The organism is Rothia similimucilaginosa, assembly GCF_029850875.1.
Lineage (GTDB): Bacteria > Actinomycetota > Actinomycetes > Actinomycetales > Micrococcaceae > Rothia.
This window is the reverse complement of the sequence record NZ_JAOVAM010000001.1, coordinates 203,805-216,559: the sequence shown is the minus strand read 5'-3', so window position 1 is coordinate 216,559 and position 12,755 is coordinate 203,805. Positions and strand designations below refer to the sequence as shown.

Annotated in this window: 10 protein-coding genes and 1 tRNA gene; all 11 read left to right on the top strand. The window is 59.2% G+C overall.

All coding sequences use genetic code 11. The features are described 5' to 3' along the window. The first annotated feature begins 38 nt into the window (after positions 1–38). The 11 genes from QFX05_RS00855 (at position 39) to QFX05_RS00805 (ending at position 12,686) form a co-directional block, all read left to right on the top strand. Positions 39–716 (top strand): TenA family protein, encoded by a 678-nt coding sequence (locus tag QFX05_RS00855; protein WP_279740112.1) that lies wholly within the window; start codon positions 39–41, stop codon positions 714–716. A gap of 495 nt (positions 717–1,211) precedes the next feature. Continuing rightward, complete coding sequence (locus QFX05_RS00850) at positions 1,212–1,874, top strand: vitamin K epoxide reductase family protein (protein ID WP_279740111.1); 663 nt, start codon at positions 1,212–1,214, stop codon at positions 1,872–1,874. 313 nt (positions 1,875–2,187) lie between these two features. Beyond that, positions 2,188–2,427: a hypothetical protein gene (locus tag QFX05_RS00845; RefSeq protein WP_005505761.1), complete on the top strand. Its 240-nt coding sequence runs from the start codon at positions 2,188–2,190 to the stop codon at positions 2,425–2,427. Between the two features lie 566 nt (positions 2,428–2,993). After that, a complete protein-coding gene (locus tag QFX05_RS00840; protein WP_279740108.1) occupies positions 2,994–6,767 on the top strand; it encodes an Rne/Rng family ribonuclease in 3,774 nt (1,257 codons plus the stop codon). 537 nt (positions 6,768–7,304) lie between these two features. Then, a complete protein-coding gene (rplU, locus tag QFX05_RS00835; protein ID WP_005505764.1) occupies positions 7,305–7,616 on the top strand; it encodes a 50S ribosomal protein L21 in 312 nt (103 codons plus the stop codon). A 40-nt stretch (positions 7,617–7,656) separates the two neighbouring features. Then, positions 7,657–7,914 (top strand): 50S ribosomal protein L27, encoded by a 258-nt coding sequence (rpmA, locus tag QFX05_RS00830; RefSeq protein ID WP_005505766.1) that lies wholly within the window; start codon positions 7,657–7,659, stop codon positions 7,912–7,914. 198 nt (positions 7,915–8,112) lie between these two features. Beyond that, on the top strand, positions 8,113–9,720 hold the full coding sequence (gene obgE, locus QFX05_RS00825) for a GTPase ObgE (protein WP_279740101.1): 1,608 nt from the start codon (positions 8,113–8,115) through the stop codon (positions 9,718–9,720). Between the two features lie 470 nt (positions 9,721–10,190). Beyond that, complete coding sequence (gene nadD / locus QFX05_RS00820; protein WP_279740363.1) at positions 10,191–10,832, top strand: nicotinate-nucleotide adenylyltransferase; 642 nt, start codon at positions 10,191–10,193, stop codon at positions 10,830–10,832. A gap of 11 nt (positions 10,833–10,843) precedes the next feature. After that, complete coding sequence (locus QFX05_RS00815; protein ID WP_279740099.1) at positions 10,844–11,899, top strand: sulfite reductase subunit alpha; 1,056 nt, start codon at positions 10,844–10,846, stop codon at positions 11,897–11,899. Positions 11,900–11,965: 66 nt separating this feature from the next. Next, complete coding sequence (gene rsfS, locus QFX05_RS00810) at positions 11,966–12,403, top strand: ribosome silencing factor (RefSeq protein WP_279740098.1); 438 nt, start codon at positions 11,966–11,968, stop codon at positions 12,401–12,403. A 210-nt stretch (positions 12,404–12,613) separates the two neighbouring features. Then, positions 12,614–12,686: transfer RNA gene (locus tag QFX05_RS00805), tRNA-Ala, on the top strand. Positions 12,687–12,755: the final 69 nt, after the last annotated feature.

The window sequence follows — 12,755 nt, the reverse complement described above, 5'->3', positions numbered from 1 at the left end:
ACCAGCGACGGTATGCATTATCTCGAAAGGCAACTCTTATGTCCGCGCCCTTTGCTGATGCGAATGGAACTGATTCGTTCACTGAAACGTTGCGCCAGGAAAACATTGATACCTGGCTTTCCGCCACGAATCACCGCTTTGTGACTGAACTTTTTGAGGGCACGATTGCCCCGCAGGTTATGGCGGGGTACCTGGTGCAGGACTACCGCTTCCTCGATACCTTCCTCGCCCTGATTGGTGGCGCAATCGCCAATGCTGACACTCTCTCTGGGCGCTTGCGGTTGGCGCAGTTTGCTGGTGAAATTGCCGGTGATGAGAACACCTACTTCCTGCGTTGTTTTGAGACTCTGGGCGTGACCGAGCATCAGCGTGAATCCATACCCGATACAGAGGCGACCACCGGCTTTAAGCGTCTCTTCCTGGACGCTGCGGCAAGCGGCAGCTACGCGGCGATTCTATCGGTGCTGGTGGTTTGCGAGGGCCTGTACCTGGATTGGGCGTCAAAGGCTCCCACCAAGCGCCCCGATTCTTTTGTGCACCACGAGTGGATTACCCTGCACGACTACCCGGAGTTCCGTGAGCTGGTTGATTTCCTGCGCAGCGAACTGGACCGTGTGGGCCCCTCGGATGCGCAGCGTGCCCGTGAGTTCTTTAGCCGCGCGGTGGAGCTGGAGCAGCTGTTCTTTGATGAGTCGTACACCCACCCGCTGCCCTAACGCACTGCCCTAACGTGCTGTCTGTGCGCTCCACGGTAGTTGCCGTGGGAGCCGCCGCGCGTTGATGAGGCGAATGCCCTAGAAAACATGCGCACCATGCCCCGAAAGGTTCCGCCCGCCGCTACGTTGCGGGCTCCTTCCGGGGTTTTCTGGGTTTAAGGTACGTCACAAAAACGCGCCTATTTGCATGATGTGAGGCGTCATATGGGAAATGTAAAAGCTAATGGCGTGCTATTTAGCAATGTGAGAGGCAATGTGAGAGGCTAGGATAAATGGAGTACTGCTTCCGGGGTGCTGGCTATGCCGCGTCGGTGAATACCTCCTGACAAGCGGGGGGGCGCGACTTTCAGGAACCTCCTAGAGGAACCTAGCGAACCCTCCCTGTGCCTGTCGGCTTGAAGATTGCCAGGCGCCCGAACACCCCAATTTTTCTGGCAGAGCTAAGACGGTACTGCCGTGAACGTACCACCGTAAAACACTATCTAAAGGAGTCGTATGAGTACTGCCGCATCGAGTACTACCGAGCCCACCCACGCTGAAAAAGAAGCGCAACACGGGCACGCGGGAACCCCGGGCAGCTACTCAGACCGACAGCTCGGATTCTGGCTGGTTGGTGCCGGCCTGATTGCACTCATTTCTTCAGCGATTCTGGTGTATGAGCGCCTGCAGATTTACATTGATGCCGGCCACTCAACGGTCTGCGATATCAACGCCCTGCTCAGCTGCGGCACGGTGATGCGCTCGCCGCAGGCGGAAGCTTTCGGCTTCCCGAACCCGTTCATTGGCATGGTGGGCTTCTCGATTGTAGTGACTATCGGCGGCGCGATGATGGCGGGTGCACAGTTCAAGAAGTGGTTCTGGGTGTGCATGAACATTGGTTTGGCTGCAGCGACCGCGTTCACTATGTGGCTGTGGTACCAGACGACCTTCCAGATTAACGCTCTGTGCCTGTTCTGTATGATCGTGTGGATTATGACCATCATGCTTTTTGTGAAGACCACGGTCCGCAATATTTCGGCGGGTGTTATTCCGGCGTCGCAGTCGATGTGTGAGAGCGCTCGCGGCTGGTCCTGGTTTGCGGTTAGCCTGTGGCTGATCCTGATTTTCGGCATTATTGTGATCCGCTTCTTTGAGGTCATTATGAATATGATGCGCTAAGCGTTCATCTCTGAACTTGGTTTGAGGGCCGATACCCCGAACATGCAACGCCCCGGTACTTGTTGGTGCCGGGGCGTTACTGTGTCTGCGGGCGGGTGAGGCTGTGCAGGGTTGGGGGCCCGGGCTGGTTACGCCGGGTAGTGGGGAGGGGAGGGGCCGGTGGCGGCCAGCGGGGAGGCGGAGTGGGTGCGTATAATGGTCAGGTATATTCTTGAACGGCATCGGACGGAGCCGTCCGCGGGGTTCACCTGCGACGTTGACTGCCTGCCGTTCTGCTGGAGACTAGATTCTTGATACCCCTTCGAGGAGAACCGTGAAGACTGCCGGAATTGCCGCAATGGGCGCTGCTGCCGTTATTTTTCTGACTGCCCTGCTGTTGCTGACCGCCGGTCACTTCTCGCTGCTGTGGGTAATTCTGCTGGTGGTTTCTCCGTTTGTTTTTATTCTGGGTGTTCCGTTTGCGACCGGTTCCGGTCCGGAGTATCTGCCGACCGACCCGAAGCTTGCTCAGCAGGCTCGTGAGGCGCGTGATGCGGAGCTGGGTCTGGACTAGCCCCTCCTCTCAAAGTTTTTTGAAGCCGGGTGGTGCGTAGTGGCACGCCCGGCTTTGCTGTGCCCGCTAGATGACCGCCATAATCTGTCCCACGCATCCTGCCCGGAAGTGGAGCCCGGATACGAAGGGTAGGGTGGCTTAGAAGCACACTCTACCGGGTATAATGGAACGCGGTGTCTTGTGCGCCCCGCACGCGCATAAAGATCCCCACCAACGCATCGAGGGAGAGTACCCGAAGAGCGCCGGCTATAAGCCGCGGAGCATAACTGTCGCACCGCGCGAGCCGCCCGCCACGGCGAAGAAACCCGAAGACCGGCAGAACACCCAGGAAGGGTGTGAGCGTGCCGTGCTCGAGAGCGAGGTGGCTGTGACCGTCGCGGCGCGCTCTGCGTTCCGCCCGCTCGCCCCTTACTGCAGAAGCGCTGAACGAGATAGTGCCCGGTAGCGCCAATGAATGTGCACTGTAAGGTGAAGCTTGAGCCGCGGTGACAGCAACTAGGCTTTGCGCTGTATGCGCGCTATTAAAATCCTTGCGGTGCGGAGCAGGGTGTAACGAAAGAAGATTAATGTCTGACGAGAAGAACGTCGAACTTGGGGTTTTTGAGGCGCTGAACGCCCTCGCGGAGGAGAAGAACGCCTCTGCAGAGACCCGTGAAACTCTGCGTAAAAATGTTCGTGAGAGCTCTGAGGCCCAGCAGGGTACTGAGCGCCGCCGCCCGGGTCGCCCGAAGAAGGAGAAGGCTTCTGAGGTTCCCCTGGATGAGGCGATTGCTACTGGCCTGACTAACCTGCGTAACGCTAAGGCTAAGCACGCGCCAGCACCGAAGGTTGCCGCTCCCGCTGTGTCTGAGGCCGAGGTTGCTTCTACTCTAGATAGCCTGTTTGAGGTTGCTGAAAAGAAGGCGGCTGAGTCTGCTGTCGTGGAGAACACCGCGAAGGTCGAGACTGTCGAGAAGACCGCGAAGGTTGAGGAAGTTGTTACGCCCGCCGCTGCGCCTGCTGAGTCTACCGTTGAGATGAAGGAAGAGACCGCCAAGGTTGAGGTCGTAACCCCGACAAAGGCTGAGGAAGCTACCGAGAAGGTCGCTGAGAAGAAGCGCCCTATGAAGAAGGCTGCCGCTCAGAAGGCGGAAGTTGCCGAGGCTAACGCAGCTGAGGTGTCTGTACCCGCCGCGGAGCAGCCCGCTGAGACTGCTGTAGTTGCGGAGGAATCTGCAACCGAAGAAGCTACTTCTGAGGCACCCGCCGCAGAAGAATCTGCTGAAAAGCCCGCAGCTGAGGAACCCGTAGCTGAGGAGTCTGAAGTAGCTCCCGAGCCGGTAAAGACCATTAGCGACCTACAGCGCGAAAAGCTGCAGGAGCTACGCTCGCGTACCCCCATGGGTGCGATGCCGCTGTTCATGGCTCCCGAGCCGGAGGAGCTGAGTGATCTCGCTATCGCCGCCAAGCTGGAGCGTGAGGCACGCCGCGCCGCTGCCGAGGAGCAGAAGCGTAAGGAGCGCATGGAGCGCCGCCGCGAGGAGGCTGCCGCTGAGGCTGAGGTGACGAGCCACCGTCGCCGTCGCCGTCGCCGCGGTACCGAAGATATTGAGATTGAGGGCGGAGTTGATGATGAGGTTGAGACCGTCACCAAGGTGCGTGCACCGCGCCTGGCTGACTCTCACGCATCCAACACTGTGACCGGTGTGCGTGGTTCTACCCGCCTGGAGGCGAAGCGCGTGCGCCGCCGCGAGTCCCGTTCCCTGGGTCGCCGCCGGCACATCGTGACCGAAGCCGAGTTCCTGGCCCGCCGCGAGTCCGTGGACCGTCAGATGCTGGTTCGCCAGAAGGACGGTCGCATCCAGATTGGCGTGCTCGAGGATGGCGTGCTGGCTGAGCACTTCGTGTCCAAGACCCAGCAGGATTCCCTGATTGGCAACGTGTACCTGGGTAAGGTACAGAACGTTCTGCCGTCCATGGAAGCTGCATTCGTTGACATTGGACGCGGCCGTAACGCTGTGCTGTACGCGGGCGAGGTCAACTGGGATGTCACCGGCCTGGACGGTGCACCCCGCAAGATTGAGAACGCCCTGAAGCCCGGCGATTCGGTTCTGGTGCAGGTCACCAAGGACCCGATTGGCCACAAGGGTGCCCGCCTGACCAGCCAGGTTTCCCTGCCCGGTCGCTTCCTGGTGTACGTGCCGGGTGGTTCGATGACCGGTATTTCCCGCAAGTTGCCCGACACTGAGCGTGCTCGTCTGAAGAAGATTCTGAAGGACAAGTTGCCCGAGGGTGCTGGCGTGATTGTTCGTACCGCGGCGGAGGGTGCTTCTGAGGAGGAGCTGACTCATGATATTAACCGTCTGCGTGCGCAGTGGGAAGAGATTCAGGAGAAGGCTAACTCCCGCAAGGTGCTGGCTCCTGAGATGCTCTACCAGGAGCCCGACCTGATGATTAAGACCGTGCGTGACGTCTTCAACGAGGACTTCACCGCGATGATTGTTCAGGGTAAGAACGCGTGGGATTCCATCGAGGCGTACGTAACCTACGTGGCCCCGGATCTGGTGTCCCGCCTGCAGCAGTGGGACGGTGATGACGACCTCTTCGATCATTACCGCATTAACGAGCAGCTGGCGAAGGCTCTGGACCGTAAGGTGTACTTGCCTTCGGGTGGTTCGCTGGTAATTGACCGTACCGAAGCCATGACCGTGGTGGACGTGAACACCGGTAAGTTCACCGGTAGCGGCGGCAACCTGGAAGAGACCGTCACCAAGAACAACCTGGAAGCTGCTGAGGAGATTGTCCGTCAGCTGCGTCTGCGCGATATTGGTGGCATTATCGTCATTGACTTCATTGACATGGTGCTTGAGTCGAATCGTGACCTGGTTCTGCGTCGTCTGATTGAGTGCCTGGGCCGTGACCGTACCAAGCATCAGGTGGCTGAGGTGACTTCGCTGGGTCTGGTTCAGATGACCCGTAAGCGCCTGGGTACCGGTCTGCTTGAGGTCTTCTCGGAGCCCTGTGAGCAGTGCGCCGGTCGTGGCCTGGTGGTTCATGATCAGCCGCTGAGCGGTCGTAACGGTGGCGCGTCGGATTATATCCACCGCCATGAGCGTAATGACCGTAAGCGTAGCCGTGCCGCTGCCCGCGAGGATTCTCGTGACCAGCAGAAGCAGGACGCTCTGGAGTCGAAGAAGGCTGAGCGCCGTAATGCTATGGCTGCGGTGGCTGCCGCATCCGCTCCGAGTGAGGACGTTTCGGAGGAAACTGCTTCGACCCGTAAGAAGCGTAAGCGCCGCAAGCGTTCACGCCGCGCGGAGACCGCTGAGCTTTCGCTTGAGCAGGAGATTCAGGGTATTGCCGAGGCTGCCGGCGAGCAGACTCACGCGGAGGTCGCTCAGCGTGAAGACAAGGTCGCGGAGGTCACCGAGGGCAACTGGATCGGTGAGCAGGGCGGTTTCTCCCTGGAGCAGCTGGCAAACGCGTTCGACCGCGTGGAAGAGGAGTCCGCTGAGGATTCCTCGAAGGACTCTGCTGAGGACCGTTGGGATGAGCGTCGTTCGTCCAAGCATGGCGGTAAGAAGTCTTCTCGTAACCATAAGCGTCGCGAGCTGACTGATGCAGATATTGCCGCTGTAGAGGATTCCGGTGCGGGTGCTCTGGAGGATGAGCACCACGTTGACCCGGAGCTCGACCCGCGCTTTACTCGTTCGTCGGATCGTTTTGAGGCGATTCGCGCCGGCGAGGCGAAGGCCCGTGCTTCTCAGAAGGCCGGCCGTATTGCCCGCGCTGAGGGTGAGTTGTTCCGTTCGGGCCGTGAGGACCGTGCGGCGAAGCGCTCGGAGCATAAGGGTGCGGAGGCAACCTCCGGCGAGCAGAAGGCTCAGGAATCCAAGCGTGTTGAGCGTGAGGACCTGCGCATCGAGGATGTTCGCGAGACTCCGCGTGCGTCCCGCCGCCGTGCTCGTCGTGCCGCTGATGAGAAGCGCGCCGAGAAGGCAGCTGAGCAGGCACCCGCGAAGGCTGATAAGGTTCAGAAGTCTGAGTCTCGTACGGTTGTGACCGGCGTGGTGGGCGCAGCTCCTGCAGCGGTTGAGGCTCCGGTTGAGGACCTCCAGAAGCCTGTAGCTCAGGTGCCCGGTTTGACCCCGCGTAAGCGTCGCACTCGCCGTGCGGCTTCGAGCGCCGGTGCCGGTGCTCAGGTCGTGACCGTGGACGCTTCCGAGCGTGCTGAGGGTTCCGTGGTTGCTTCCGCTTCTGTTGCGGATGTGGCTCCGGTGTCTAATGACGCTTCGGCCCCTGTCTTGTTCGGCATTGGCGTGGCCGCTGCCGACATTAAGCGTGAAGGTAAGGGCGATTAGTCTTTAGCTTCCAATCATCGGAATTACGATGGTGTGTGTATGTCGAGCCCCGGTGGGGTGGAGTAATCCACCTTGCCGGGGCTTGCCTATGGGCGGCTGTCTCAGCGTTGTTGATACGGACGGGTTGCGTGTGGTTTATGTACGGTGCGTGTGCAGGTTGAGTAGTATCACGTGCCGACTTCGAGCGTTCCGCAAAATTATCTATTGCGTGGCACGTAGATCATGCCGTATCCTTAAGGACTGGTGTTTATCTCAGTGAAGCCCTATCGACGCAGGGCCAGCGGGAGACACCGCTCCCACCCGCATCGTCTTCGGCGCGGTCGAGTAAGCGGCTGAGTTTTGAACGTGCGGGAGAGAGACACCACCGGTGAGCCTCGCGTGTTGGCTTCAGCGGGCAATCCCGCCGGAACGCACGGGCCGTTCCTCCTTGTTCGCGGTCATTCGACTGGCGGGGGAGGGCGCACAGCAATGAAAGCGCAGGCTGCTCATTCGTGTGAGATTCAAGAAGCAAAGTTGTCGAGAAAAGTGAGTCCCATAGTGGCATACGCGATTGTACGCGCTGGCGGCCGCCAGGAGAAGGTTTCCGTAGGCGACCTCGTTACCCTTGACCGTGTTGCAGGCGAGCCCGGTAGCACCATCGAGCTGCCCGTGCTGCTGCTCGTCGACGGTGACAAGGTCACCGCTGACGCAAAGTCCCTGGCTTCCGCCAAGGTTGTTGCTGAGAAGGTTGAGGACCTGCGCGGTCCGAAGATCGTTATTCAGAAGTACAAGAACAAGACCGGTTACAAGAAGCGTCAGGGCTTCCGCGCCGAGCTGACCACCGTCAAGATTACCGCTATCAACGCGTAATCGAAACGACCGGAATTCAACCCTAAGGTAGGAATACAGAATGGCACATAAGAAGGGCGCAAGCTCCACCCGTAACGGCCGTGACTCGAACCCCCAGTACCTCGGTGTTAAGCGCTACGGCGGCCAGTCCGTCAACGCAGGCGAGATTCTCGTTCGTCAGCGCGGCACCCACTTCCACCCCGGCCTGAACGTTGGCCGTGGTGGCGACGACACCCTGTTTGCTCTGGCAGCAGGCACCGTCGAATTCGGTACCCGCAAGGGCCGCAAGGTCGTTAACATCCTGGCAGCAGCTGAGTAATACTCACCGCTAGGGCAGAGGGGGTAGGCGTTAGTCTACCCCCTCTCGCTATGACCTCGAATGCCGTGGATGCCCGCCTGTGCTGGGCTCCACGATGAGGCGCACCCCAACCCGGTCGCGCCTGCCGCCGCATCCGCAGCATGATTGGTGTGTGCCGTGCGGTGGCGAAGTGAAGATTTTCCAAGATAAGGAGAACCCGTGGCAGAATTCGTGGACCGCGTGGTCTTGCATGTATCTGGCGGTCGCGGAGGTAACGGCTGCGTCTCCGTGCGACGTGAAAAGTTTAAGCCTCTGGGCGGCCCTAACGGCGGTAACGGTGGTAATGGTGGCGCGGTGATTCTGCGCGTGGATAACCAGACCACGACCCTGCTGGAGTACCACCACAGCCCGCACCAGCACGCCCCGAATGGCGATATTGGTCGTGGCGATATGCACCACGGCTTTAACGGTGAGGACCTGATTCTGACCGTGCCGCAGGGTACTGTGGTGAAGGACCGCGAGGGTAATGTTTTAGCTGACCTGCTGCGTGTGGGCGATGAGTACGTTGCTGCCCCTGGCGGTATGGGCGGTCTGGGTAACGCTGCGTTGGCTTCGGCTAAGCGTAAGGCTCCCGGTTTTGCTCTGTTGGGCACCCCCGGTGAAGAGGCTGATATTGTTCTGGAGCTCAAGTCCATTGCGGATGTGGCTCTGGTGGGTTACCCCTCGGCGGGTAAGTCTTCGTTGATTGCTGCGATTTCTGCGGCGCGTCCGAAGATTGCTGACTACCCATTCACCACTTTGATCCCGAACCTGGGTGTGGTGCAGGCGGGCGATGTTCGCTACACTGTCGCGGATGTTCCCGGTCTGATTGAGGGCGCTTCGGAGGGCCGCGGTCTGGGTCACCGCTTCCTGCGCCATGTGGAGCGTTCTTCGGCTCTGGTGCATGTGATTGACTGCGCTACTTTGGAGCCGGGCCGCGACCCGATCAGTGACTTTGAGGTGATTCGCGGCGAGCTGGAAAACTACGAGGTTGACCCGACTGCAGGTGTGACCGTGCCGTTGCATGAGCGTCCGCAGATTGTGGTTCTCAATAAGATTGACGTTCCTGAGGCTCGTGAGCTGGCTGAGTTTGTTCGCCCTGAGTTTGAGGAGATGGGCTTCGAGGTCTTTGAGATTTCGACTGCTTCCCATGAGGGTCTGAAGTCTCTGATTTTTGCGATGGCAAAGCTCGTGGAGGAGGACCGCGTGGCTCGTGCCGCTGCCGAGAAGGAAGCGGAGCGTGTAGTCGTTGAGGCTCCTGTAGTTCGCCCGAAGGGGTTCCGCGGTAAGAAAAAGCAGGAGTTCATTATTCGCCGCGAGGAGCGTAACCTTGAGCCGCTGTTCCGCGTGATTGGTGAGAAGCCTGAGCGTTGGATTCAGCAAACTGACTTCAATAATGATGAGGCTGTCGGCTACCTGGCGGACCGCCTGGCGCGCCTGGGTGTTGAGGACGAGCTGTTCAAGGCTGGTGCTCGTGCCGGTGACGCCGTGGTGATTGGCGAGAACGATAACTCGGTGATTTTCGATTGGGAGCCGACCATGGTTGGTGGCGCTGAGCTGCTGTCCTCCCCGCGTGGTACGGACGCTCGTCTGGAAGAGCTCATTCGCCCGACTCGTGCGCAGAAGCGTGTGGAGTACAAGGAGCGTATGGACGCGAAGGCGGAGGCTCGTGCCGAGCTAGAGTCCGAGCGCGTTGCAGGCGTGTGGACTGAGTCCGTTGAGTACCGCAAGAAGTTGAAGGAAGGTAAGGTCGACGAGAATATCGACATGCCGAACGTCGACGACTAATAGCTGAAGCGTTAGCTATTGCATAGACAGTGAATGGTGCCGTGCATCGGGGTTTGCTCCGGTGCGCGGCACTTTCTTGTGTTCGCGATGCTTTCTTGTGTTCTCTGCGGTTGCCTCTCGCGCTGGATGTGTGTGTCGGAACATGCGGGTGAGCCTGTGGCGAACCTGCGATCGGACATGCTGGTTGGGTATTCCACCGGCGGCTTAGCTCACCCCCGTCATTTCGGTTTTTTTAACCGGAAGCAGGTAGCATAGAGGAGAATGTACGCGGGCACCGTTTTCGGTGTTGCGTACCTTCTGTATACCTGCCCGCATCCGCACCTGTGGTGGCTCTTTAAGTTGCCCTGGCGCGGTCTCTGTCCCCAGCAAGGACGGCATTTGTGACTGACCAGCCTGTTCACCTTGATTTTGGTGCTTTGAGCACCGAGTCGATTCCCCCGCGCACTCCCGGCCGGGTGCGTCTGGGCGTGATGGGTGGAACCTTTGACCCGATTCACCACGGACACCTGGTGGCAGCTAGTGAAGTTGCCGCCGTGTTCGACCTGGATGAGGTTGTTTTCGTTCCGACCTGTCAGCCCTGGCAGAAGGTGGGGGAGCGGCATGTGAGTGACGCTGAGCATCGCTACCTGATGACGGTGATTGCGACCGCGTCGAATCCGCGTTTTACAGTGAGCCGTATTGATATTGACCGTGGCGGCGCCACCTACACCTTTGATACGCTTAACGAGCTGCGCGCCCTGCGCCCGGATGCTGACCTGTTCTTTATTACCGGTGCGGACGCGATTAGCCAGATTATGACCTGGCGCAATGCCCATAAGCTGTGGGATTTGGCGACTTTTGTGGGCGTGACCCGCCCCGATCATGAGCTGGATCCGCCGCTGGCAGAGGGTCGTCATATTACGACCCTAAAGATTCCTGCGATGGCGATTTCTTCGACCGATATTCGTCGCCGCGCAGCTGAAGATGCCCCCATCTGGTACCTGGTGCCGGATGGCGTGGTGCAGTACATTACTAAGTACGGCCTGTACAAGAAGGACGCCTTGACGGCGTACCGTGACGGCTTGCCCCGCGTGAAGGATGAGTCTGGGCAGGCACCCCCAATGGACGAATAATGAGGGAACACATGAGTGAAGCTACGGGTTCGAAGCCCTATAGCGAGGACGAAGCGTACCTCTACGAGACGTACGTGACCGAGGACGGTATTGAGGTGCCGCCGCCTACTAAGGTGATGGGTCCGCGCCGTCTTGCCCGTTACCGTGAAGAAGTTGCCGAGTACCTGCGTGCGAGCCGCCGCGGTGAGCCCGCGAAGCCTGTTGCGAACATGGGCTCAGTGGTTCATACGGACGCTATCGACCCGCGGGTTCTGGCTGTTCAGCGTCGTTTTGCAGCGCTGGCTGCTCAGGGCAAGATTGACACTGAGGCGAACGATGAGGAGAAGCTGCACGAGCCTGCTCCTCTGACCACTAGCCTGCGTGTTCTGCGCCCCGAAGACATCGCGCAGAACCGTGTGGATGCGACCAGCCCCTCCGCGGTGGATAACCCGATGAATTCTTCGATCCCGATCATTGCCGTGGTCAAGAAGGAGAAGCCGGAACCCGAGCCTGAGCTGCACCAGTACCTGGTGCGCGATGAGCCGAAGGTTGAGAAGATGGACAGTTCTGACACTGAGGCTGAGCACACCGAGGCTGCTTCCGTTGAGGAAGAGACCGTTGAGGTTGCTGAGGTTGAAGAATCTGCTGACGAGCTGCCCACCCGCGTGAGCGCGGTGGACGCGCAGGGTCTTGATCTGAGCGTGCTGGATAGTGCCTCCGCTGGTGACACCGTGGATTCGGTGGACGGCGACCCGACTGTTGCTCTGAGCCCGGATGAGGTTGAGGAGCTGTTGCAGCGCATGGTGGATCGTCAGAATCCCGAAGAGGCACTGGTCGAGGAGACTGCTGAAGAGTCCGAAGAGGACTCTGAGGATGAAGAGTCTGAACCGGCTGAGCCGAAGTCTGCTTCGACTGTTTCTGCTGAGGCTTCGGAGGCAGCTGAGGAAGAGTCTGCTTCTGAGAGCGCTGTTGAGAAGGGTGAAGAGGTTCTGCAGCCTGCGCGGAAGACCTCCCTGGCGTGGCTGTGGATTGTGCTGCTGCTCGCCCTGTTCGTTGTTGGTTTGATTATGATTTTTGGCCCTAAGTAGGCCGTGAACAATGCACCCCTGTTGCGGGTGCTGCCGGTGGGTGTTCTGCTGGCAAGGAAGGAAAATATGACTGCTGCACAGTCCTCGATTGAGGCTCTGCGCATTGCCGCCCGCGCTGCGGAGGAGAAGCAGGGAACTAACCTGTTCGCTGTGGATGCATCCGACGCGATGGGTCTGATTGATGGCTTCCTGGTGGTTTCTGCCCACAATGAGCGCCTCGTGAACGCTGTTGCGGATGAGGTTGAGGATGCTCTGCGTGAGCAGGCAGGCCTGAAGCCGGTTCGCCGTGAGGGGCGTTCCTCGGGTCGTTGGATTCTGCTGGACTTCGGCGACATTGTTGTGCACGTTCAGCATGAGGAGGACCGCGAGTTCTACGCTCTGGATCGTCTGTGGGCTGAGGCTCCGCGTATTGAGCTGGGCGTTGAGAACGAGGCTCCCTTCGACATCGAGGGTGAGACTGAGGAGGATGCTGCACGCATTATTCCCGCTCAGGATGAGGCGTAAGCTTCCGCTTATTTTTAGCTGATGAGGGGTGGACTCTGCTGGCGCTGTATGGTGCCCGCGGGGTCCGCCCCTTTCTGCGTGTTTGTGGGTGTTTCTGTATGCCCGGTTGCTCCGGAACTTTTTTGTATTTTTGGGTGTGCTGGTTTGCAACGTTCTCCGTGGTGTGTGTAATATATTCATGTTGCCTTATTGAGGTCACTAACAGAATATGGGGATATGGCGCAGCTGGTAGCGCACCTGCATGGCATGCAGGGGGTCAGGGGTTCGAGTCCCCTTATCTCCACGTTTTCCTCGGTTGAGGAGCTTTTCGCCCGGTTCTTGTGACTCGGGCGATTTTGCTATCTGCCGGTAG